This is a genomic window from Pseudomonas shirazica (assembly GCF_015168335.1).
Taxonomy (GTDB): Bacteria; Pseudomonadota; Gammaproteobacteria; order Pseudomonadales; family Pseudomonadaceae; genus Aquipseudomonas; species Aquipseudomonas asiatica.
Genome location: NZ_CP063456.1, coordinates 2,916,278 through 2,938,139, shown reverse-complemented (window position 1 = coordinate 2,938,139; position 21,862 = coordinate 2,916,278). Strand labels below are relative to the sequence as shown.

Annotated in this window: 16 protein-coding genes; 11 read left to right on the top strand and 5 right to left on the bottom strand. The window is 65.8% G+C overall.

All coding sequences use genetic code 11. The features are described from left to right. From IMX18_RS13385 to IMX18_RS13375, 3 genes are read right to left on the bottom strand one after another with little or no spacing between them, the layout of a single operon-like run. The gene (locus tag IMX18_RS13385) at positions 1 to 795 is read right to left on the bottom strand and encodes an ABC transporter permease (protein ID WP_100413691.1); all 795 of its coding nucleotides are present in this window, start codon (positions 793 to 795) and stop codon (positions 1 to 3) included. Positions 796 to 799: 4 nt separating this feature from the next. Further along, on the bottom strand, positions 800 to 1,669 hold the full coding sequence (locus tag IMX18_RS13380) for an ABC transporter permease (protein ID WP_015270000.1): 870 nt from the start codon (positions 1,667 to 1,669) through the stop codon (positions 800 to 802). Beyond that, positions 1,666 to 2,685: an ABC transporter ATP-binding protein gene (locus IMX18_RS13375; RefSeq protein ID WP_217190824.1), complete on the bottom strand. Its 1,020-nt coding sequence runs from the start codon at positions 2,683 to 2,685 to the stop codon at positions 1,666 to 1,668. Before IMX18_RS13375 ends, IMX18_RS13380 begins: the two co-directional genes overlap by 4 nt. A gap of 249 nt (positions 2,686 to 2,934) precedes the next feature. On the opposite strand from IMX18_RS13375, the gene IMX18_RS13370 reads away from it, so the two are divergent. Next, entirely contained in the window at positions 2,935 to 3,762 is an 828-nt protein-coding gene (locus tag IMX18_RS13370; RefSeq protein ID WP_015270002.1) for an IclR family transcriptional regulator, read from the top strand. A gap of 315 nt (positions 3,763 to 4,077) precedes the next feature. Here the strand turns inward: IMX18_RS13370 and IMX18_RS13365 are convergent, their stop codons facing one another. Then, positions 4,078 to 5,931 (bottom strand): ABC transporter ATP-binding protein, encoded by a 1,854-nt coding sequence (locus tag IMX18_RS13365; RefSeq protein ID WP_054571855.1) that lies wholly within the window; start codon positions 5,929 to 5,931, stop codon positions 4,078 to 4,080. Positions 5,932 to 6,276: 345 nt separating this feature from the next. Between IMX18_RS13365 and bcsE the strand changes: the two genes are divergently transcribed. The 9 genes from bcsE to bcsC are packed head-to-tail and all read left to right on the top strand — an operon-like array spanning position 6,277 to position 19,983. After that, positions 6,277 to 7,767: a cellulose biosynthesis protein BcsE gene (gene bcsE / locus IMX18_RS13360; RefSeq protein WP_191472854.1), complete on the top strand. Its 1,491-nt coding sequence runs from the start codon at positions 6,277 to 6,279 to the stop codon at positions 7,765 to 7,767. Beyond that, the gene (bcsF, locus tag IMX18_RS13355; protein ID WP_039613316.1) at positions 7,764 to 7,949 is read left to right on the top strand and encodes a cellulose biosynthesis protein BcsF; all 186 of its coding nucleotides are present in this window, start codon (positions 7,764 to 7,766) and stop codon (positions 7,947 to 7,949) included. Before bcsE ends, bcsF begins: the two co-directional genes overlap by 4 nt. Beyond that, on the top strand, positions 7,942 to 9,561 hold the full coding sequence (bcsG, locus tag IMX18_RS13350) for a cellulose biosynthesis protein BcsG (RefSeq protein ID WP_191472852.1): 1,620 nt from the start codon (positions 7,942 to 7,944) through the stop codon (positions 9,559 to 9,561). The genes bcsF and bcsG overlap by 8 nt, the downstream gene beginning before the upstream one ends. Next, complete coding sequence (bcsR, locus tag IMX18_RS13345; protein WP_025339608.1) at positions 9,558 to 9,776, top strand: cellulose biosynthesis protein BcsR; 219 nt, start codon at positions 9,558 to 9,560, stop codon at positions 9,774 to 9,776. The genes bcsG and bcsR overlap by 4 nt, the downstream gene beginning before the upstream one ends. Then, on the top strand, positions 9,773 to 10,480 hold the full coding sequence (gene bcsQ / locus IMX18_RS13340; protein WP_191472850.1) for a cellulose biosynthesis protein BcsQ: 708 nt from the start codon (positions 9,773 to 9,775) through the stop codon (positions 10,478 to 10,480). The genes bcsR and bcsQ overlap by 4 nt, the downstream gene beginning before the upstream one ends. After that, a complete protein-coding gene (gene bcsA / locus IMX18_RS13335; protein WP_217190822.1) occupies positions 10,477 to 13,086 on the top strand; it encodes a UDP-forming cellulose synthase catalytic subunit in 2,610 nt (869 codons plus the stop codon). The genes bcsQ and bcsA overlap by 4 nt, the downstream gene beginning before the upstream one ends. Continuing rightward, the gene (bcsB, locus tag IMX18_RS13330) at positions 13,086 to 15,365 is read left to right on the top strand and encodes a cellulose biosynthesis cyclic di-GMP-binding regulatory protein BcsB (RefSeq protein WP_371807321.1); all 2,280 of its coding nucleotides are present in this window, start codon (positions 13,086 to 13,088) and stop codon (positions 15,363 to 15,365) included. The genes bcsA and bcsB overlap by 1 nt, the downstream gene beginning before the upstream one ends. Continuing rightward, positions 15,365 to 16,480 (top strand): cellulose synthase complex periplasmic endoglucanase BcsZ, encoded by a 1,116-nt coding sequence (gene bcsZ, locus IMX18_RS13325; RefSeq protein ID WP_085721611.1) that lies wholly within the window; start codon positions 15,365 to 15,367, stop codon positions 16,478 to 16,480. Before bcsB ends, bcsZ begins: the two co-directional genes overlap by 1 nt. After that, on the top strand, positions 16,468 to 19,983 hold the full coding sequence (gene bcsC / locus IMX18_RS13320; protein WP_217190820.1) for a cellulose synthase complex outer membrane protein BcsC: 3,516 nt from the start codon (positions 16,468 to 16,470) through the stop codon (positions 19,981 to 19,983). The genes bcsZ and bcsC overlap by 13 nt, the downstream gene beginning before the upstream one ends. Before the next feature lie 60 nt (positions 19,984 to 20,043). Here the strand turns inward: bcsC and IMX18_RS13315 are convergent, their stop codons facing one another. Further along, positions 20,044 to 20,961, bottom strand: coding sequence for a LysR family transcriptional regulator (locus tag IMX18_RS13315; protein ID WP_015270004.1), 918 nt, complete (start codon positions 20,959 to 20,961; stop codon positions 20,044 to 20,046). A 119-nt stretch (positions 20,962 to 21,080) separates the two neighbouring features. Here IMX18_RS13315 and IMX18_RS13310 point away from each other — a divergent pair, with 119 nt between their 5' ends. Continuing rightward, positions 21,081 to 21,839 carry a 5-oxoprolinase subunit PxpA gene (locus IMX18_RS13310; protein WP_100413686.1) on the top strand — a complete coding sequence of 253 codons (759 nt, stop codon included), beginning with the start codon at positions 21,081 to 21,083 and terminating at the stop codon, positions 21,837 to 21,839. Positions 21,840 to 21,862 lie beyond the last annotated feature (23 nt).

Sequence of the window (21,862 nt, the reverse complement as noted above, 5' to 3'; positions counted from 1 at the left end):
TCATTGCTTACCCACCAGCACGCGGTCCAGGCCATATACGCGGTCCAGGGCGACCATGGTCAGGGCGGTGACGGCGATCACCAGCGCCGAGACGGCGGCCATCATCGGGTCGATGGATTCGGTGGCGTATACGTACATGCGCACTGGCAGGGTCTGGGTGGCAGGCGAGGTGACGAAGATCGACAGGGTCACTTCGTCGAAGCTGTTGATGAAGGCCAGCAGCCAGCCGCCGGCTACACCGGGCAGGATCATCGGCAGGGTGACCTTGCAGAACAGCGTGACCCGGCCAGCGCCCAGGCTTTGCGCAGCCTGCTCGGCACTGCGATCGATTCCGATGGCTGCAGCCAGTACCAGGCGTAGCACGTAGGGGGTAATCACCACGACATGGGCGAACACCAGCCAGGCGAAGCTGCCATTGACCCCCAGCAGGGCGAACAGCCGCAGCAAGGCCACACCCAGCACCAGATGCGGGATGATGATCGGCGATAGCAGCAGGCCGTTGAGAAAGCCTTGGCCGGGGAAGCTGTAGCGGGTGATCGCCAGGCCCGCCGGCACGGCGATCAGAGTGGCCAGCGTGGCAGCCAGGGCCGCGAGTTTCAGGCTGTTGTAGAACGCATTGAGGAAATCGGCACGCTCGAACACGGCGCTGAACCAGCGCAGCGAGAAGCCGGCAGTGGGCAGACTCAGGGTGTTTTCCGGGGTGAATGCCACCAGGCACACCACCACCAGCGGGGCGAGCATGAACAGCATCACCAGGGCGTGAAAGGACAGGGCCAGCGGGCCGTTACGGGTCATCGGTTCAGACTCCAAGTGCGCGTTTGTAGCGGTGTTCGACCAATCGGTTCCAGCTGAGCATCACCAGCAGGTTGATCAGCAGCAGGGCCACGGCGATGGTTGCACCCATCGGCCAGTTCAGTTCGGCCAGGTACTGGTCGTAGATCATGGTGGCGACCATCTTCAGGCGGCGACCGCCCAGCAGGCCTGGGATGGCGAACGAGCTGGCGGCCAGGCCGAACACGATCAGCGTGCCCGACAGCACGCCGGGCATGATCTGTGGCAGCACGATGCGGCGGAACACCGTCCACTGGCTGGCACCCAGCGATAGCGCAGCCTGCTCGGCAGTCGGGTCGAGTTTCTGCAGCGAAGTCCACACCGGGATGATCATGAACGGCAGCATCACGTGGACCAGGCCGATGATCACTGCAAACGGCGTATACAGCAGCTTCACCGGCTGCCCGCCGAGGGCAGTGATGCCCTGGTTGACCAGGCCGTCGGCGCCTAGCAGCAGGCTCCAGCCGAAGGCTCGCACCACTACCGAAATCAGCAGCGGGGTCAGCACCAGGATCAGGAATATCGAGCGCCACGGCGCGCCCATGCGGCTGAGCACCAAGGCCTCGGGGATGCCGATCAGCACGCAAAGCAGGGTGACCAGGGCGCTGATCCAGAAGGTGCGGAAGAAGATCTCGTAGTAGTAGGTGTCGGTCACCAGGCTCAGGTAATGGCCGAGGGTGTACTGGCCGGCCTGGATGCCGCTGCTGTAGTCGAACGCGTTGAACGACAGCAGCACGGTCAGCCCCAATGGCACCACCAGCAAGGCCAGGAACAACAGCAGCGCCGGGCTGCTCAAGCCATAGCCCCAGGCGCTGCTGCGCAGCTTTGCCGCGCTCATGCCGCCACCTCGCCAGCGTTCAGCACCCGCAGCAGGGCATCGTTCCAGTCCAGGCCGACCTGTGTGCCTTCATCCAGCGGGGTGTTGCCGTCGTTGGCACGCACCACGGCCAGGTTGCCCAGGGCGGTGTCGACCCGATACAGCCATTGGCTGCCGAGGAAGTAACGGCAGCTGATGCGGCCTGCGAGCTTGCCGCTGCCGGCCGGGCCGAGGCTGATCTTTTCCGGGCGCAGGCTGAGGGTCAGCGGGCCCTGGGCATCCGCCCGCGGTTGCCCGTCGGGGCCGGTTACGCCGTGCAGGCGGTTGGCCTTGCCGACAAAGTCGGAAATGAAAGGCGTGCCCGGGTGTTCATACAGGCGGTAGGGGGCATCGACCTGGGTAATGCGCCCGGCTTCCATCACCACCACCCGGTCGCTGATCGACAGCGCCTCGGCCTGGTCGTGGGTGACCATCAAAGTGGTAATGCCGATTTCGTTCTGGATACGGCAGATCTCGAACTGCATTTCTTCACGCAGATGGGCGTCCAGGTTGGACAGTGGTTCGTCCAGCAGCAGCACCGGCGGTTCGATCACCAGTGCACGGGCCAGGGCCACCCGTTGACGCTGGCCGCCGGAGAGTTCGCGCGGGTAGCGCTCGGCATGTTTGTCCAGGCGCACCAGCGCCAGGGCCTGGTCGACCCGGCGGGCTATGTCGGCGTTGGCCACCTTGCGCATGCGCAGGCCGAAGGCGACGTTGTCGCGCACGGTCATGTGCGGGAACAGCGCGTAGCTCTGGAATACCACGCCCAGGCCTCGGTTGGCCGGCTTGGCGTGGGTGATGTCGCGGCCGTCGAGGACAATGCGGCCGCTGGTGACCTCGACGAAGCCGGCAATCATTTGCAGGGTGGTGGTCTTGCCGCAGCCCGAAGGGCCAAGCAGGGAGACGAACTCGCCTTTCTCGATGGCCAGTGACGAGCTGGCCACTGCCTCCGTGGCGCCATAGCGCTTGCAAAGCTTGTCGATCAACAGAAAGGTCATGGCTGTGCTCCATCGCAAACGGAACCGGGGTCAACCGGCAGTTTCAGGGTGGGCAGAGCGCCAGCGGCGAAAAGCAATGCTTTTACGGACGTTGGCGCTCGCTTCTGTGGCGGCGGCCGATGTTGTGATATCGCCCTATGGACCGGAGAGTAGGGCAATGATTAGGATGGCGACAAAGGGTAATTTCACTGGGTGACAGCTATTTTGAAATTATTCCGCTGACTGGAATTTTCTAAGGTTTGACGAAAAATGGATTCCGATAAACGAAATGAGCAGGCCAAGGAAGTAGGTGTCAGTGCAGTGTCGCGTTTGTTCGCCGTGTTGCGTGCGCTGGGAGATTGCGGTGGCGAGGGCGAGAAGGTCAGCCAACTGGCGCTGCGGGTTGGCCTGGCGCAACCCACGACCCACCGCCTGCTGCGCAGCCTGATTGAAGAAGGCATGGTCGACCAGTGCGCGACCAGCAAGCGCTACCGGCTGAGCCTGGATTTTTTTGCCTTGGCGGCCAAGGCCGGGCAAGCCGGCAACCTGCGCGATGTGGTGCGCCCCAGCCTGCTGCGGCTGTCGGCCTCGCTGGGCGATTCGCTGTTCCTGCTGGCGCGCTCAGGGTTCGATGCGGTGTGCCTGGACCGCAGCGAAGGGCCATACCCGATTCGTACCTTCACCGGTGATATCGGCGGCCGTGTGGCCTTGGGGGTGGGGCAGGGCAGCCTGGCAATCTTGGCCTTCCTGCCGGAGGAGGAGCGCGACGAGGTGATCCGCTACAACCTGCCGCGGCTGAAGGATTTCCACCATTACGACGAAGTCATGCTGCGCGCCGAAATCGACAATGTGCGCAGCCTCGGCTATGCCGGGCGCAATACTGGAGTACTCGATGGCATGGCCGGCCTGGCGGTGCCGATCCTCGATCGTAACGGCCATGCGGTGGCGGCCCTGAGCGTGGCGACCATCAGCGACCGCCTGGGGCCCAACCGCATGCCGACCGTGGTAGCGCTGCTCAAGCGCGAGGCGGCGGCGATTGGCGAGCGGGTCAACCCGTTCGACCCGGTGCTGCGCCGGCCTTCGCATGTGTTTGGTTGAGCTGCAGGCCCGGCAACAGCTGGATGGCACGCGCATGCTTTCGAGGCTTGAGCGTGGCGCCATCCCTGTGGGAGATTGCCCAGACCTTTGGGCTGCGCTGTCGCGCAGAGAACTCAGTGCGCAAGCGGTCCGCGTACCGTGTGGGAGCGGGCGTGCCCGCGAAGAATCCAACGCGGTGCCTGGCACCGGCTCCGCCGGTGTTCGCGGGCGCGCCCGCTCCCACAGAGCCCCGCTAAATCAATGAGTTATGTGTTGTTCTATGAGAGCGGGCGTGCCCGCGAAGCAGGCGACGCGGTGCCTGATCCCTCCTTGCGTCTACTCCATCGCCTCGGCCACACCCTGGTCCTCACCCAGGAACCCGCCGCTCTGGTGCTGCCACAACCGCGCATAAGTACCATTCTTCGCCAGCAGTTCCGCATGGGTGCCTTGCTCAATGATGCGCCCTTCATCCATCACGATCAGCCGGTCCATGGCGGCAATCGTCGACAACCGGTGGGCGATGGCGATGACGGTCTTGCCTTGCATCATTTCATCCAGGCTCTCCTGAATGGCCACTTCCACTTCCGAGTCCAGCGCACTGGTGGCTTCGTCCAGCAGCAGGATCGGCGCGTTCTTAAGCATCACCCGGGCAATAGCGATGCGCTGGCGCTGGCCACCTGACAGCTTGATGCCGCGCTCTCCCACCAAGGTGTCGTAACCCGTGTTGCCCTGGCGGTCGCTGAGCTGGCTGATGAAACCATCGGCCTGGGCATTGGCCGCAGCGGCGCGGATCTGCGCTTCGGTGGCATCGGGGCGGCCATAGGCAATGTTGTCGCGAATCGAGCGGTGCAGCAGCGAGGTGTCCTGGGTGACCATGCCGATCGCCGCGCGCAGGCTGTCCTGAGTGACCTTGGCCACGTTCTGCCCGTCGATACGGATTTCCCCTCTGTCCACGTCGTAGAAGCGCAGCAGCAGGTTGATCAAGGTGGATTTGCCGGCGCCGGAGCGGCCGACCAGGCCGACTTTTTCGCCCGGGCGAATGTGCAGGCTCAGGTCGTCGAGCACCTGACGCTCGCCGTTGTAGTTGAAGCCCACCTTGTCGAAACTCACCGCGCCACCCGTGGTTACCAGCTCGGCAGCGCCCGGCGCATCCTTTACCTTGGGGCCGCGGGTGAGGGTGGCCATACCGTCCTGCACGGTGCCGATGTTTTCGAACAGCGAGGTTATCTCCCACATGATCCAGTGCGACATGCCGTTGATACGCAAGGCCATGGCGGTGATCGCCGCCACCGCCCCGGTACCGACCTGGCCCTGGTGCCACAGCCACAGCGCATAGCCACCGGCAGCGATGATCAAGCCCACCACCAGCGCCTGGTTGACGATTTCGAACTGGCTGACCAGACGCATCTGGCGAAAGCCGGTCTGCTTGAAGTCCTCCATGGCCGCGCGCGCGAAGTGCGCTTCGCGGTTGGCGTGCGAGAACAGCTTCACCGTGGTGATGTTGGTGTAGGCGTCGGACACCCGCCCGGTCATCGACGATCGCGCATTGGCCTGCTCCTGGCCGACCTTGCCCAGGCGTGGCACGAAATACAGCATGGCCAGGCCGAACAGTACGACCCAGGCAATGAATGGCAGCATGAGTTTCAGGGCAAAGCCACCGGCCAAGGCAATGATCGCGATGAAGTACACCCCGATCCCGGGCAGGATCTCGATGATGGTGAACAACACATCGCGCACCGCCAGTGCCGTCTGCATCACCTTGGTGGTGACCCGACCAGAAAACTCGTCAGAAAAGAACGACAGGCTCTGGCGTAGCATCAGCCGGTGAAAGTCCCAGCGCAGCCGCAGCGGCAAGTTGATCGCCAGCACCTGGTGCTGAACCATGGTGCGCAGCGCCACCAGCCCGATGCTGACCAGCAGGACGATGCCAATACCCCACAGCACCCGGGTTTCTTCGGGGCCGACGGTACCGCCGGCCTGCCAGGCCGAGAGCAGGTCCACGACCTGGCCGAGAAAGGCGAACAGCCAGGCTTCGTAGATCGATACCCCGGCACTGAGCAGCGCAAGCGCCAGGATGTAGCCGCGTGCGCCCCGGGTGCAGGCCCACATGAAGCGCAACAGGCCAACCGGTGGCGGTGGTACCTCATCAGGTGGGAAGGGATCGAGCCAGCGCTCAAAGATGCGAAGCATGCTTGTCTCCGGAAAATCAATTCTTGCCTGGCCGGTGACCATGACACGCAGCGATATGTCCGCTGTCGCCATGGCAGGCTTGGGCTGCAATGCAGCCCCAGTCAAGCCGGCAACCTTAACTGACAGACACTGACCCAACGGTCGTTGTTAACAAAACTTTGCAATTTATTACATTCTGCTTGATTTCATTTTGCCTTGGTGCTGTAGAATTGACGGGTTTTGATGCCGCCTGCCTGATTTGTCGTTTTATTGACGCGTATCATCAAAAACTAGTGATGGATCAGTCACAGTTACCTTTCACCCGCTTCAATTTACTTTTTCAGAGCCAGTGTTTTGACGAATGGAATGCCGTGGTTGGCTATTTCAGGCTTAGGCGCCGAAAGCAGCCAGCTTCATGTACAGGGACTGTATTGGTTGGCCTGTGACAGCGCAGAAGACGCCACCTTGCTATGCCGCCAGGTGGTTGGGGGGCTGCCCGAGCACGTTCGGGCAGCCCTTGTCGCCGATGCGCAAGCCATCGGTGATGTGCTGGGTGCGCTCGATGCCGCGCAGGGCCCCGGCGCGCTGGCGCTGTACGAAGCCAACCCGCAAGCCGTCTGGCATCTGGGCGATGACCTGCCGCGTATCGATGCCGCCGGGCGTGTGCTGGTGCTGCTTGCGCCTGCAGACGTCTGGGGTGCCGGCAACATCGAAAACTGGTGCAACGCGCTGCGCCCGGTCTTGTCGGCCGAGGCCGCGCTACTGCTGGTCATCAGCAGCGGCCAGAGTGCCGGGCTGGTAGAGCGCCTGCGGGCGTTCAACCAGGGTGTAGATGGCCTGGCCCAGGTGTACCGCGGCAAAGGTGGGGTGCGCTACCTGCAGCATTTCTGGAGCAACTCGCTCGGCAAAACCGGTACGCGCGATGTGGAACTGATGCGGCTCGAAGCGGGCTTCGCCGCCGTCGGGGTGCCGCAGGCACCCAGCGACACCGGTGGCGACGAACTGTTGTGCCTGGCCCAGCGCCAGGTGCTGGAAGGTGCGCCAGCCTTCTCTGAGCACTGGCAGGTCTGCGAGAGCCTTGAGGAGCTGGCTGCCAAAGCAGGCAGGGCGGTTTCCGCCACGGTCATCTTTGCCATGGACGGCGGGCAGCGCCTGGATAGCCTGGCGCGCCAGTTGCACCGCTTGCGCCAGTTGCGTGGCAGTGCCCTGAAGCTGGTGGTGCGCGAGATGGCACCGACCCTGCGCTACCAGGATGAACAACTGCTGCTGGCCTGCGGGGCCAGCCAGATCGTGCCGTTCGGTGCCAGCCTGTCGCGCTTCCTGACCATGGTCGAGAGCATCCAGGGTTACCTCTGGCGGCGGCGCCTGCCAAGCGATTTCGATGCCTTGCTCGCACGCCTGCGGCCGCTGGCCATCTGCGGGCTGGTGGCGCCGCGCGCGTTCGCCGAAGCGGTGCAGACCATGTGGCACGGGGTGCGCAACGGAGAAATCGCCCACCAGTTGCTGGTGTTGCGCCCGGCCCCTGGGCTGACCCCGCTGCAAGCTTGCTCGCGCACGGTGTTCCGCCGCGACGGCGATATCGCCTGCGTGGTGGGCGATGTGCTGTTCCTGTTCCTGTTCGCCTGCCGCTCCGAAGGCGTCGAGCAAGCCCTTGACCACATCTTTCAGTTGTCGTGGAAAGAGTTGTTCATCAGCCAGGAGGTGCTTGCCGGTGTCGACAGCCTGGCCACCCCGGCCTTCCTCGACGATAGCGTGCCACAGCCACCCCGGCTCGACGCGGCGGCGCAGCTGCCCGCCCAGGCCAGGCCGGCCCTGGCACCGCGCCGGGTGGCCCTGGGCAAGCGGGGTACGGCATGAACTTCGTGCAGCTGCTGCAAGTGGTCGGCATCACGGCGCTGGTCACCTTGGCGCTGGCCCTGCTGCTGTTGCGCCTGCGCGCCACGTTGCGCGGCTGGTTGCGCCGCCGCCTTCCACCCCGTTACCTGAAACCGCTGGGCGTACGCCACCGGGCTGCACGCCAGGAACCCCGTAATGACTAATACATCCGCCACGCTCCAGGTACCGGCCCGCTGGCTTGGACTGGGAGGGTGGAACCTCTATTTTCTGACCAAGTTCCTGTTGGTCGCCCTTGGCATGCTCGACTTCCAGGCGCTGCCGAACCTGTTGTTCGCCGCGTTTCTGCTGGTGCCGTTGCCAGGCAGGTGGCTGCGAATCGCGCGGCAGCTGGTGGCCGTACCGGTTGGCATCGCGTTGTTCTACCAGGACACCTGGCTGCCGCCCTTCAGCCGCCTGCTGGCGCAGCCGGGGGTGTTCGATTTCTCGTGGGACTACCTGCTCGAACTGCTCGGCCGCTTCATCAACTGGAACCTGCTGGGCGCGTTGGCGCTATTGTTGGTGGGTTACTTGTACCTGCGCCATTGGCTGCGGCTGAGTACCTTGAGCCTGCTGGGGCTGGCGTGCCTGGCGGTCGGCGGCCTGCCAGCGCTGGGGCTAAATGCGGGCCAGGCGCCTGGCGCCGCGGCTGCCAGCCCCACCGAGCAGGCGCAGGCCACCGCGGTTGCCGACAATGCCACGCTCGACAGCTGGCTCGAGCGGTTCTTCGCCAGTGAGCGTGAACGGGTGACAGCATTCCCGGCCATGAAGGCCGATGAGCAGCCGTTCGACCTGCTGGTAATCAACATCTGCTCGCTGGCCTGGGATGACCTGTCCGCCGTCGGGCTACGTGACAACCCGCTGTTCTCGCGCCTGGACGTGATCTTCGACCAGTTCAACTCGGCCACGTCCTACAGCGGGCCGGCCGCCATCCGCGTGCTGCGTGCCAGCTGCGGGCAGTCGTCCCACGCCGGCCTGTACCAGCCTGCCCCGGAGCAGTGCCTGTTGTTCCAGAACCTGGCCAGGCTCGGCTTCCAGAGCAACACCTTGCTCAACCACAGCGGCCGTTTCGACAACTTCATCGGCGATATCACGCAGCAGCAAATGCCTCAACCCGGCCTGCGCAACACTGACTTCCCGCGGGCACTGGTCGGCTTCGACGGCTCGCCGATCGCCAGCGACCTGGAGGTGCTGCGCCGCTGGTGGGGGCAGCGCAAAGGCGCGCCGGCCGAGCATGTATCGCTGTTCTACAACAGCATCAGCCTGCATGACGGCAACCGTATCGTCACCGCCGACGGCGGTACCCGCGTGGCCGATTACGCCACCCGCGCCACCCGGCTGTTCGGCGAGCTTGGCAGCTTCCTCGATGAACTGGAGCGCAGCGGCCGCCGCGTGGTCGTGGCCATTGTCCCGGAACATGGCGCCGCGCTGCATGGCGACCGCATGCAGCTGTCGGGCATGCGTGAAATCCCCACCCCATCGATTACCCATGTGCCGGTGGGCCTGAAGTTCATCGGCATGGGCCAGCCTGCCCGCAGCGAGCCGCTGCACGTCTCGGCACCCACCAGCTACCTGGCGTTGTCCGAGCTGATCTCGCGCGTGTATGCGGGCCTGGGCCAGCAGCAGGTGCTGGATGTGCCCAGCCTGCTGAGCGACCTGCCGACCACCGAACAGGTCGCGGAAACCGCAGGTGCGCAAGTACTGAACTACCAGGGGCGCGCCTACATGCGCCTGCAAGGCCAGCCCGACTGGCAGCCTGTTCCGAAGGAGCGCCCATGATCACTGGCAAGGCAGACCCTGCCGACCGCAGCGACGATATCGCCCAGTTGCGCCAGCACCTGGATATGCCGGACCTGAACTACCAGGACATCTCATTGCTGGTGGGTGTCCAGCAGGCCTTGCAGCGCTGGCCACTGCTGGGTGAAAGCTGCCGGAGCAGCGCCCAGGGAACGTTGTACACGGCGGCGCCGCGGCGTCAGGTGCTGTCGCCATGACCAGCCTGGCGTTGCACGGCGTTCGCGGTGGCCTGGGGCGCAGTGCCTTGCTGGCCGCGCTGGGGCATGCGTTGCAGGGCGTAGGTGAGCGGGTGCTGCTGGTCGACCTGTGCCCAAGCAACCTGCTCGGCCTGCACTTCAATCTGCCCCTCGACACGCGCGAGGGCTGGGCGCTTGCCGAGCGGGAAGGGCGGCCATACAGCGATGCCATGTACGAGGTGCTCGATGGCCTGTGCCTGATGCCGTTCGGCAATCTGCCTGCCGGCACGCGGCCGCCGTTGCCCGATGCAGAAGCCTGGCGCGCGCGCCAGGCCGAGCTGGCCGAACACTTCGACTGGTTGCTGTTCGACCTGCCGCAGCTGCCGGCCGGTGCCGCTGACCAAAGTGTCGAGACTGATGTGCGGGTGTTGGTGGCCGAGGCCGAAATGGCCAGTCATCTGCTGCTCGGGCGCCGGCAGGTCGACCACTACGACCTGTTGCTGGTCAACCGCTACGACCCCGCCAGCCGCTTGCAGAGCGACCTGCTGATGGTGTGGCGCGACCTGTTCCGAGATCGCCTGCCGATCCAGGTGGTGCACCGCGACGAGGCCTTCCTCGAGGCCCTGGCTTGCAAGGCACCGCTTGGCCACTACGCGCCGCAGAGCCTGGCTTGCCGGGACGTGCAGAGCCTGGCGGTGCGCTGCCTGACGAGGCGCCAGACGTGACCCTGACCCCTCTGTCGGCCTACGCCTGGTTCCGCACACGTGGCGCGCGGCAGCCGGTCGCGTGGCTGTTCACCCTTGGCGTGTGGCTGGCCTTCCTGTTCCTGCGCCTGGAGTCACCTGCCTGGCAAGCCCTGTTGGCCGAGCGGCAGCGGCTGTACCCGCAACTGGCGGGCAAGCGCCCAAGCCTGGGCGACCCGCTGCGCTTGCTGATCCAGAGCCTGTGGTTGCTGGTCCGGCGCCAACCGCTGCCACGCGAACCGGGGTTTGCCCGCCGTGCCTGGAGTGCAGTGCGTGCGCAGCTGCGCGGTATGCACCAGGTGCTGCGCCGTTACCATGGCCTGCTGATCGAAAGCCTGCAGCAGCTGCCTGCGCGCTACCGCGCCAGCGCTTTCAAGCAGCAAGCCTCGGCACGCCTGCGCGGCTTGAGCGTGTTCGCCCGGTGGGTTTTCTACAGCGTGCTGACCCTCGGCGCCATCGGGCTGGCCGTGCTGTGCGTGACCGAACCGTTCGGCTACCTGGCGCAGCTGGTGTTCATCTGCCTGCTGCTGGGCATTGCCCTGCTGGTGCGGCACATGCCGGGCCGCTTCCCGACCCTGATGCTGATCGTGCTGTCGACGCTCATCTCCTGCCGCTACCTGTGGTGGCGCTACACCTCGACCCTGAACTGGAACGACACCACCGGGCTGGTGTGCGGGTTGATCCTGCTGGCGGCAGAAACCTATTCGTGGTTCGTGCTGATCCTGGGCTACATCCAGACCAGCTGGCCGTTGCAGCGCAAGCCGGCGAACCTGCCGGCAAATCCGGCGCACTGGCCGACCGTCGACCTGATGATCCCCACCTACAACGAGGACTTGTCGGTGGTGCGCACCACGGTGCTGGCCGCCCTGGGCCTGGACTGGCCGCGCGAGTGCCTGCGCATCTATATCCTCGACGACGGCCGGCGCGAGGCGTTCCGTGCGTTCGCCGACGAAGTGGGGGTCGGCTACATCGTGCGGCCGGACAACAAGCACGCCAAGGCCGGCAACCTCAACCATGCGTTGGGCGTGACCGACAGCGAGCTGATCGCCATTTTCGACTGCGACCACGTGCCGGTGCGCTCCTTCCTGCAAATGACAGTCGGCTGGTTCCTCAAGGACTCGAAGCTGGCATTGGTGCAGACGCCGCACCATTTCTTCTCGCCCGACCCGTTCGAGCGCAACCTGGGCTCGTTCCGCCGTCGCCCCAATGAAGGCGAGCTGTTCTACGGCCTGATCCAGGATGGCAATGACATGTGGAACGCGGCGTTCTTCTGCGGCTCGTGTGCCGTGCTGCGCCGTACCGCGCTGGAGAGCATCGGCGGTTTCGCCGTCGAAACCGTGACCGAAGATGCCCATACCGCCTTGCGCATGCACCGCCAGGGTTGGGCATCGGCCTACCTGAGCATTCCGCAGGCGGCCGGCCTGGCCACCGAGAGCCTGTCGGCGCACATCGGCCAGCGCATTCGCTGGGCCCGGGGCATGGTGCAGATCTTCCGTACCGACAACCCGCTGTTCGGCCGTGGGCTGAGCCTGTTCCAGCGAGTGTGCTATGCCAACGCCATGCTGCACTTCCTGGCCGGCCTGCCACGGCTGGTGTTCCTGACCGCACCGCTGGCGTTCCTGTTGCTGCATGCCTACATCATCTACGCCCCGGCGTTGATGATCCTGCTGTACGTGCTGCCGCACATGATCCACGCCAGCCTGACCAATTCGCGCATGCAGGGCAAGTACCGGCAGACCTTCTGGGGCGAGGTCTACGAGACCGTGCTGGCCTGGTACATCGCCCGCCCAACCACGGTCGCGCTGTTCGCGCCGAAGAAGGGCAAGTTCAACGTCACCGCCAAGGGCGGCCTGATGGAGCAGGAGCAGTTCGACTGGCGCATCGCCCAACCCTACCTGTGGCTGGCGGCGCTCAACGTGGCCGGCCTGGGCTTCGCCGTGTGGCGCCTGTTCACCGGCCCGGCGGCGGAAATCGGCACGGTGATCGTCAGCTCGCTGTGGGTGATCTACAACCTGCTGATCATCGGCGCCGCCGTCGCCGTGGCTGCCGAAGTGCGCCAGGTGCGCCGCGCCCACCGGGTGCAGATGCGCTTGCCGGCGGGGCTGGTGCTGGCCAGCGGTCACGCCTACCCCTGTACCCTGGTCGACTACTCCGACGGCGGTGTCGGCCTGCAATTGCACCGGGGCCTCGAGTTGCAAGCGGGGGAGCGGGTACGCCTGCTGCTCAACCGCGGCCAACGCGAGTTCGCCTTCCAGGCCTGTGTCACCCGTACCGTCGGGCAACACGTTGGCCTGGTGTTCCACGACCTCGGCCAGCAACAGCGTATCGACCTGGTCCACTGCACCTTCGCCCGCGCCGATGCCTGGCTGGGCTGGAGCGAGCAGCACGAGGTCGATCGCCCGCTGCGCAGCCTGGTCGACGTGCTGAAGCTGGGCGGTGTCGGTTACCTGCGGCTGGTTGAGCACTTGCCGCCATGGGTGCGGGCGTGGCTGCGCCCACTTCACGCGCTGGCGAACTGGCTGGCCAGCTACAGGCCGTGCACACCGCGGCCTGTCCCTTCCTTGAACCCTGTTGATCGAGACGCATGATGACTGGTTATCCCGCGCGTACCTGGGGCCTGGCGATAGCGCTGCTTGCTGCCTTGTCGCAGAGCGCCGCTGCCGCCTCCGTAGCCCCGCTTGCCGAGCCAGCCGTACCCACGGTACCGAACTGGCCGGTTGCGAAAACCTTCGAGCAGCTCGGGCATGCGTCCGACAGCCTGTTGCTGGGGGTGCGCAACAGCGAGCATATCGAATTCGGCCTGCGGCGCGACCGCCTGGCCACCGACGCCAGCCTGCAGCTGGACTACACGCCATCGCCCGCACTGTTGCCGAACCTGTCGCACCTGCGCGTGTACCTGAATGACGAACTGATGGGCGTGGTGCCGGTGGAAAAGGACCAGCTTGGCCAGCGCGTGCGCCGTCAGCTGCCGCTGGACCCGAAGCTGCTCAGCGATTTCAACCGGGTACGCCTGGAGTTCGTCGGGCATTACACCGACATCTGCGAAGACCCTGCGCACAGCGGCCTGTGGCTGAACCTGAACCGCAAGAGCCAGGTGCAGCTGCACGAACAGGCCCTGGCCCTGGACAACGACCTGGCGTACTTCCCGCTGCCGTTCTTTGATGTGCGCGACACTGGCAAGGTAACGCTGCCGGTGGTGTTCAGCGGCGTGCCGAGCCTGGGCGAGCAGCGTGCGGCGGCGATCCTGGCGTCCTACTTCGGCAGCCAGGCCGGTTGGCGCAAGGCGACTTTCCCGGTGCTGTACGACAGCCTGCCGGCCCGTGGCGACAAACCCACGCCGAGCATCGTGTTTGCCAGCAACGACCGTCGCCCGGCCTTCCTTGCCGACCTGCAGCAATTCCCGCCGGTCGACGGCCCGGTACTGCAGATGATCGACCACCCGGACGACCGCTTCAGCAAGGTGCTGCTGGTGCTGGGCCGTAACGACGATGACCTGGTCAAGGCCGCCTCGGCGCTGGCGATTGGCAACAACCTGTTCCGCGGTGCCCGGGTGAAGGTCGAGCAGATGACGGCACTGCAGCCGCGCCAGCCTTACGATGCGCCGAACTGGACACGCACCGACCGCCCGGTACGCTTCGCCGAGCTGCTCGATTACCCCGAGCAGTTGCAGGTCAGCGGCCTGCAACCACGGCCGGTGACGCTTGAGCTGAACCTGCCGCCGGACTTGTTCGTCTGGCGCAACCAAGGCATTCCGCTGCGTACGCTGTACCGCTACACGGCCCCGGCAGTGAGCGACGAATCGCGCCTGAGCATCAGCGTCAACGACCAGTACATCACCAGCATGCCGCTGATGGGCAATGACCGGCGCGGCGGTACGCTCGAGGAAATGCGCCTGGCGGTGTTGTCCGGTGACAACAGCGCATTGACCGAGAAGTCGCTGGTACCGGCGTTGAAGATCGGCGACCGCAACCGCCTGCGCTTCGATTTCAGCTTTGCCAGCACCCTGGGCAGCGCCCAGCGCGACCGCTGCCAGACCTCGTTGCCGGTGGATGTGCGCGCGGCGATCGACGACAATTCGACCATCGACCTGTCCGGTTACCACCACTACATCGCCATGCCCGACCTGCGCGCATTCGCCCGCAGCGGCTTCCCGTTCAGCCGTATGGCCGACCTTTCCGAAACCCTGGTCGTCATGCCGGCCAAGCCCACGGCGATGCAGGTGGGCACCTTGCTCGATGCGGTTGGCGGGCTGGCCGGGCAGATCGGCTACCCGGCGCTTGGCCTTCGGTTGGTCGATGACTGGAAGCAGGCCGCAGCGGCCGATGCCGACTTGCTGCTGCTCGGCAGCCTGCCCGAGGCCCTGGGGGATGCGCCAAACCTTGGCCTGCTGCTCAGTGCCCAGCGGGACTGGCTGCTGCAGGGCCGTAGCACAGGGCTGCCGGGCAGCCAGCGCTTCGATACCGCGCCGGTGGCCGCGAGCAGCCGTGTGGCAGTCAGCGCGCAGGCGCCGATTGCGGCCATCACCGGGCTGAAGTCTCCATTCCACGAGCAGCGCAGTGTCGTCGCCTTGCTGGCCAACAGCGATAGCGACCAAGCGTTGCTGCGCGATGTGCTCGGCGATGTGGGCAAGCTCGATGCGGTGGCCGGCTCGGTGACGCTGGTGCGCAGCAGCGGCGTCACCAGCCAGTTCGTCGGCGAGCACTACTTTGTAGGCGCGCTGCCGTGGTGGCTGCTGCTGTGGTTCCACCTGTCCGAGCACCCGGTACTGCTGGCGGCGATCGCGGCCATTTGCGTGGTGCTGTTCGCCTTCCTGTTGTGGCGGGCACTGCGCTGGGCAGGCAAGCGCCGCCTGGGTGAGGCGGGGTGATGATGCGTCAGTTGCTGGTCGGGCTGGTCGCCTTGGGCCTGCCCGTTGTCACGAGTGCGGCACCGGCTTGCCCATGGCCGGCCTGGGACCGCTTCAAGGCCGAACTGGTGAGTGTCGACGGTCGGGTCATCGACCCGAGCGACGAGCGCTTGATCACCACCTCGGAAGGGCAGAGCTATGCGCTGTTCTTCGCCCTGGTGGGCAATGACCGGCAAGCCTTCGCGCAGTTGCTGCGCTGGACCGGCAACAACCTGGCGGAGGGCGACCTGGCCCGGCATCTGCCCGCCTGGCTGTGGGGCCGTAACGGCCAGCAGCAGTGGCAGGTGCTGGATGCCAACAACGCCAGCGATGCCGACCTGTGGATTGCCTACAGCCTGCTGGAAGCCGGGCGGCTGTGGGACGAGCCGGCCTACACGCAGCTGGGCCAGCGCCTGCTGTGGCGTATCGCCGCGCAGACCGTGCGCAAGCTGCCGGGCCTGGGGGTGATGCTGCTGCCGGGGGACTACGGCTTCGAAGATGCTCGCGGCGCCCGCTTGAACCCCAGCTATTTGCCGCCGCAGTTGTTCGATCGCTTCAGCCTGGTCGACCCGTTGTGGGGCGAGCTGGCGGCCAACACGCGGCGTTTGTGGCTGGCTTCGTCGCCAAAGGGCTTTGCCCCGGACTGGCTGCTGTGGACGCCAGCCGGTGAACTGGCAGCGGACCCGCAACATGGCAGTGAAGGTGACTATGACGCCATCCGCGTCTACCTGTGGGTCGGCATGCTGGCCAAGGACGCGGCGCAGCGTGCCGAACTGGTGGCCCACTATGCCCCGATGGCGGCATTGACCATGCGCCAAGGGTTACCGCCAGAGCATGTGGATGCGCACAGCGGTGTTGCCAGCGGCCAAGGCCCGGCAGGTTTCTCTGCGGCGTTGCTGCCGTTGCTGGCGGCATCGCCGGAGCACGTCGCGGGCCTGGCGGCCCAGCGTCAGCGCCTGCGCGAGCAGCCAGTCCAAGCCAAGGCCTATTACAGCCAGGTGCTGGCGCTGTTTGGCCAGGGCTGGGACCAAGGCCGTTACCGTTTTGACTCGCACGGCCGCCTGTTGCCGGCCTGGAGCGCGCCATGCAGCGAATGATCGGCGTGCTGATGCTGGCGGCAGTGACCTGCCAGGCCACGGCACAACCCAAGGATGCCGGCGAACAGCGCCAATGGCTGCTGGACCAGGTGCGTCGCGGCGAGGCGCTGCACCGTGACGACTTGGTGCGCGATGCACTGGGGCGGCTGCAATTGCTCGAGCCGCGCAACCCGGATGTGTTGCTGGCGGCCCTGAGCCTGGCATTGCGCGAAAAGAACAGCACCGAGGCCGAGCAGTTGAGTGCGCGGATCAGTGCCATCGCGCCTGGCAGCTTGCAGGCACGCCAGGCCAGGCGCCTGCTCGAGCTGCAGCAGCCGGAGCGCATGCGGCAATTGCAGCAGGCCCGCCTGCTGGCGGTCACAGGGCGCAATGAAGAGGCGCTGACGGCCTATGAACAGTTGTTCGCTGGTGAACCGCCAAGCCTGGAATTGGCCCTGGACTACTGGCGCGTGCGCGGCAATCTCCCAGGCCAGCGCCCTGAAGCGATCAGGCAGCTGCAGCAGCTGGACCAGCAGTACCCGGGCAGTGCCGGGCTGCGCCAGACCTTGGCCGGTTGGCTGTTCGCCGAAGATCGCGACCGCGAAGCCTTGGCCTTGCTCGACCAGCTGTCGCGCGACCCTGGCGCACGGGATGCCGCTGCCCAGCGTGAGTTCGACTATCTGTCTGGGCAGGCGGTGAGCGCCGCCAGCGCGGCGGCCTGGCAAGCGTTTCTCCTGCGTTACCCCGCCTCACCCTTGCAGGCGCAGGCCAGCGAGACCCTGCAACACCAGCGCAAACTGCTGGCCGACCCGTCCTGGCAGGCTGGCCAGCGGGGCTTGGCATTGCTCGACAAGGGCCGCAACGCTGAAGCCGAAGCACAACTGCGCCGGGCGCTGCGCCAGTATCCGGATGATGCCAGCCTGCAGGGTGCACTGGGCTATGCGCTGATGCGCCAGAGCCGCTACGAAGACGCCAATGCGGCGTTCCGGGCGGCGAGCGCCAAGGAGCAGGACACCTACTGGATCAGCCAGTGGAAGGACCTGGAGTCGTCCAGCCAGTATTGGGCCCTGCTCAGCAAAGGCGAGCGGGCACTGCAGGCGAAAGACCTGCGCGCTGCCCGTGCCTTCTACCAGCAGGCACGCCAGCAGCGCCCGAAGGAGGAATACGCCTTGCTGGGCCTGGCGGATGTCTCGCTGGCCGAGGGCGATACAGCCGCCGCCGAGCGGCAATTCCTGCAGGTTCGGCGCATGGCACCGGATAACGAAAGTGCCGTGCGCGGCTTGGTGCGTGTGTACCAGGCGCAATCGCCCGACAAGGCGCGGGCGTACCTCGACAGCCTGTCGCCTCGGCAGCAAGCGCAGTTCGCCAGCCTGCGCCGCAGCCTGGAACTCGCACGCCTGCGCCAGCAAGGTGACCAGGCCATGCAGCGTGAGGACTGGGTGGCTGCCAGCCAGGCGCTGGGCCAGGCCACGGCCTTGGCCCCGGATGAGCCCTGGCTGGTCTACCAGCTGGCCAGCAGCCTGCGCCACCTGGGGCGCACCGCCGAAGCCGACGCGGCATTCGCCAGCATCGTGCAGCGCCAGCCGAGCGACCCATCTACCCGCTTTGCCCATGGCCTGTTCCTGGAGTCCAGCGACCGCGATGCGCTGGCCCTGGACAGCCTGGGCGCGGTGCCGCAGGGGGCCTGGAACGCTGACATGCATGCACTGGAGCAGCGTATCCGCCGTCGCATGACCCTGGCCTCGGCGCAGCAACTGCAGGCGCAAGGCCGCACGGCTGAAGCGACCCGCCTGCTCGAGGCCAGCCTGGCGCGTGGCGAAGGCAGCACCGACGACCTGATGCTGCTGGCTGACTGGGCGGCGGCCAATGGTGAGCCTGGCAAGGCGCGCGGTTATTACCAGCGCGTGCTTGCCGTGCAGCCTGGGCAACCCCAGGCGCGCCTTGGAGTGATCGAAAGCGCGGTGGCCGAAGGCAACCTGGCACAGGCCCGGCACATGCTGGCTGTGCAGGTACCGCAACTGGCTGCCGATGACAGCAACGCCCAGCGGCGCCTGGCGGCTGTCTGGGTCGCCTTGGGCGAATACGACCAGGCGGCCAGAATGCTCGACCAGACCGCAGCGCAGCAGCCTCGCCCCGATCCCTTGTTGCGGCGCGACGCTGCCCGCCTGGTAGCGCAGGATGAGCCGCAACGGGCGCTGGACCTTTACGCCGCAGCGATGGCCGATGCGCAGTTGCTCGAACGTGCTGCCGTGTCGCCACGGGACGACCGTGCACTGACGCTGGCCAGCCGTGAGCAGGATGACGACGACTGGCTGGCACGCAGCCTGCGCAGCGACGTCGATGCGCTGTATCGCCAGCGCAATACCCATGTGACGTTGATGCACGACTACGGTTGGCGTGAGGACGACGGTACGCCGGGCACGTCCGAACTGAGTACCCAGTCGACCTTGCTGCATGTCGATACCCCCTGGCAGGACGGCACCGCCTTTGCGCGGGTGGAGCGCATCGGCATGGATGCGGGGTCGTTCGAGCAGAACGACCAGGGGCGCTATACCCCGGATTTCGGCAGCTGTCAGTTTGTTGGCATTACCAACAAGCCGGTCCCCGAGTGCAAGGGTGGCTCGCAAACCGCTGACGGCAGTGTGCTGGCGCTGGGTTGGCAGGGCAGCCGCTGGGCCTTCGACCTGGGCACCACCCAGGGCTATGCGATCAACAACTGGTTGGGTGGCGCCACGGTCAACGGTGACCTCGGCCAGCTTGGCTGGTCGCTGACCGCTTCGCGGCGGCCGATGAGCAACTCGCTGTTATCGTTTGCCGGGGCACGTGACCCGCGCATGGGCGTGCGCTGGGGTGGGGTCACGGCCAATGGCGCCACGCTCGGCCTGAGCTGGGACCAAGGCGGTGACAACGGCGTCTGGGCCAGCCTCGGGCACCACTGGCTGTATGGCGAAAACGTCGCCGACAACCAGCGCACCCGAGCCATGGCCGGCTGGTACCACCGCGTGGTGGAAAGAGCCGATGAGCGTGTGCGCGTGGGCCTTACGCTGATGCACTGGCGTCACGACAAGGACCTGGGCGGCTACAGCCTGGGGCAGGGCGGCTACTACAGCCCGCAGCGCTACACATCGGTTGGCGTGCCGGTCAGCTATGCCTGGCGCAACTACGACTGGTCGGTGCTGCTGGAAGGCTCGGTCAGCTGGTCCCAGGCCCACAGCGGCCGCAGCCGGCTGTATCCGGACACGCACCTCAACCGCAAGTTGATGGATCGATTTGATATTGGCGAGTCGAACATCGATGCGATGCGCGACGCCAGCGACAGCAGCGGGCTGGGCTACCGCCTGCGCGGGCTGTTCGAGCGGCGCCTGAGCGACCGTTGGGTGTTGGGCGGCGGCTTCGACTGGCAGCACAGCGACGACTATGCGCCTAGCCATGGCATGCTCTACCTGCGCTACCTGTTCGAGCCGTGGCGGGGCAACCTGGCGCTGCCGGTGACGCCGCTGGAGCCCTATAGCGAGTGGCGTTGATTCCGAATGCAGACGCTGTGTGCGGATTTACCCGTGAAGAGTCGGGCCTGCAGGGAACGGTCAGCGCCGTGCCGACAACTGCTGCGGTGCCAAAAAAGCATCATGGAAGTAATTGCGTACAGCCTGCATCGCCGGGCTGAACGCCCGTTCCCGGTGCCAGGCCAACCCGACGCTCATCGGTGTCACCGGGTCGCTGATGCTAACCGTCTCGATACGCTTGCCCTCCAGCGACCAAGGCCGGTGCACCAGGTCCGACAGGATCGCTACACCGCTACCATTGGCAACCATGCTGCGCACGGCCTCCACCGAACTGGTCCGCACCCGCACTCTCGGCCGCTGCCCGGCCTGCTCCCAATAGCGCATGGCGCTTTGCTCGGCCTCATCCACGGTCAGCAGGATGAACGGCTCGCAGGCCACATCGGCCAGGCTTACCGCCGAGCGCTCGCACAGCGGATGGTTGCCAGGCAGCCACAGGCGGCGTTCGGAGTTGAACAGGGTTTCCGAGACGATGTCCGGGTGGGTGAGGTTGGCGGTGAGTACCACTGCCATGTCGAAACGACCCTCCAGCAACCCTTGCTCGATGGCGCTGCGCTCCTGCTCGTACAGCTCCAAGGTCACATCCGGATGCCAGTGCTCCAGCCGCTGCAGGTGATGGGGCAGGAAGTAGCCGATCACCGTGTAGCTTGCCGCCAGGCGCAGCAGGCCACTGGCGCGCACGTCCGGCAGCGGGCTATTCAACGCATCGTCCACGCTACGCAGGATCACGTAGGCGCGGTTGAGGAAGTGCCGGCCGGCCTCGGTCAGGCTCATGCCCTGCGCCGAGCGCTGGAACAGCAGCACGCCGAGCATCGCCTCCAGCTCCTTGATAGCCGTGGTCACTGCAGACTGGGAAATGTTCAGGTGGATTGCCGCCTGGGAAATCTGGCCGATCTCGGCGGTGGCGACGAAATAGCGGACCTGGCGCAGGGTCAGTGACACGATAGCTCCCGAGGTATCTGATTTTCAGAAGACACCCTATCTGTTTATAGATCTTCCCAAGGGGGTGCGGAGAATCTAACGTGGCTTGCATGCAGTCACAAGCGCCAGGAGAGACAGTCATGCAGGTGGTGGATTTCAACTCGGACATGGGTGAGGGCTTTGGCCCGTGGATGATTGGCGACGGCGTCGACAACGAGCTGATGGGCTACATCAGCACGGCCAACATCGCCACCGGCTTCCATGCTGGTGACCCCGGCACCATGCGCCGTACCGTCGAGCGGGCCAAGGCCCTGGGCGTCGCAGTGGGGGCGCACCCTGGGTTCCGTGACTTGGTCGGCTTCGGCCGCCGACACATCAATGCCCCGGCCCAGGAACTGGTCGACGACATGCTCTACCAACTCGGCGCCCTGCGTGAAATTGCCCGCGCCCAGGGCGTGCGCCTGCAGCACATCAAGCCGCACGGTGCCCTGTACATGCATCTGGCACGTGACGAAGAAGCTGCACGGCTGCTGGTGGAGAACCTGCGAGTGATCGAGCCGGAGCTGCTGCTGTACTGCATGCCGGGTTCGGTGATCTGCCGCATTGCCCAGGAGCTTGGCCAGCCGGTAATTCGCGAGTTCTACGCCGACCGCGAGTACGACCTGAGCGGTTCGATCGTGTTCACCCGCAATGTGCGGGGCTACGAACCTGGAGCGGTCGCTGAACGGGTGTTGCGGGCTTGTCAGCAAGGCGTGGTGCGCACGGTCGAGGGCCAGGACCTGGCCATCGAATTCGATTCCATCTGCCTGCACAGCGACACCCCGGGGGCGCTCGACCTGGTCGAGGCCACGCGCAAGGCGCTGGACGCTGCCGGTATCGTGGTGCGTGCGCCACGCTGAATCCGTGGGGCATCCGGCAGGTA

Bases quoted from the DNA above. Each gene is read 5' to 3' on its own strand.
- bcsC (WP_217190820.1), top strand. From the start codon at position 16,468: ATGCAGCGAATGATCGGCGTGCTGATGCTGGCGGCAGTGACCTGCCAG.
- IMX18_RS13375 (WP_217190824.1), bottom strand. From the start codon at position 2,685: ATGACCTTTCTGTTGATCGACAAGCTTTGCAAGCGCTATGGCGCCACG.
- IMX18_RS13385 (WP_100413691.1), bottom strand. From the start codon at position 795: ATGACCCGTAACGGCCCGCTGGCCCTGTCCTTTCACGCCCTGGTGATG.
- bcsG (WP_191472852.1), top strand. From the start codon at position 7,942: ATGACTAATACATCCGCCACGCTCCAGGTACCGGCCCGCTGGCTTGGA.
- IMX18_RS13370 (WP_015270002.1), top strand. From the start codon at position 2,935: ATGGATTCCGATAAACGAAATGAGCAGGCCAAGGAAGTAGGTGTCAGT.
- IMX18_RS13380 (WP_015270000.1), bottom strand. From the start codon at position 1,669: ATGAGCGCGGCAAAGCTGCGCAGCAGCGCCTGGGGCTATGGCTTGAGC.
- bcsB (WP_371807321.1), top strand. From the start codon at position 13,086: ATGACTGGTTATCCCGCGCGTACCTGGGGCCTGGCGATAGCGCTGCTT.
- IMX18_RS13365 (WP_054571855.1), bottom strand. From the start codon at position 5,931: ATGCTTCGCATCTTTGAGCGCTGGCTCGATCCCTTCCCACCTGATGAG.
- bcsQ (WP_191472850.1), top strand. From the start codon at position 9,773: ATGACCAGCCTGGCGTTGCACGGCGTTCGCGGTGGCCTGGGGCGCAGT.
- bcsE (WP_191472854.1), top strand. From the start codon at position 6,277: ATGCCGTGGTTGGCTATTTCAGGCTTAGGCGCCGAAAGCAGCCAGCTT.
- bcsR (WP_025339608.1), top strand. From the start codon at position 9,558: ATGATCACTGGCAAGGCAGACCCTGCCGACCGCAGCGACGATATCGCC.
- IMX18_RS13310 (WP_100413686.1), top strand. From the start codon at position 21,081: ATGCAGGTGGTGGATTTCAACTCGGACATGGGTGAGGGCTTTGGCCCG.
- bcsZ (WP_085721611.1), top strand. From the start codon at position 15,365: ATGATGCGTCAGTTGCTGGTCGGGCTGGTCGCCTTGGGCCTGCCCGTT.
- bcsF (WP_039613316.1), top strand. From the start codon at position 7,764: ATGAACTTCGTGCAGCTGCTGCAAGTGGTCGGCATCACGGCGCTGGTC.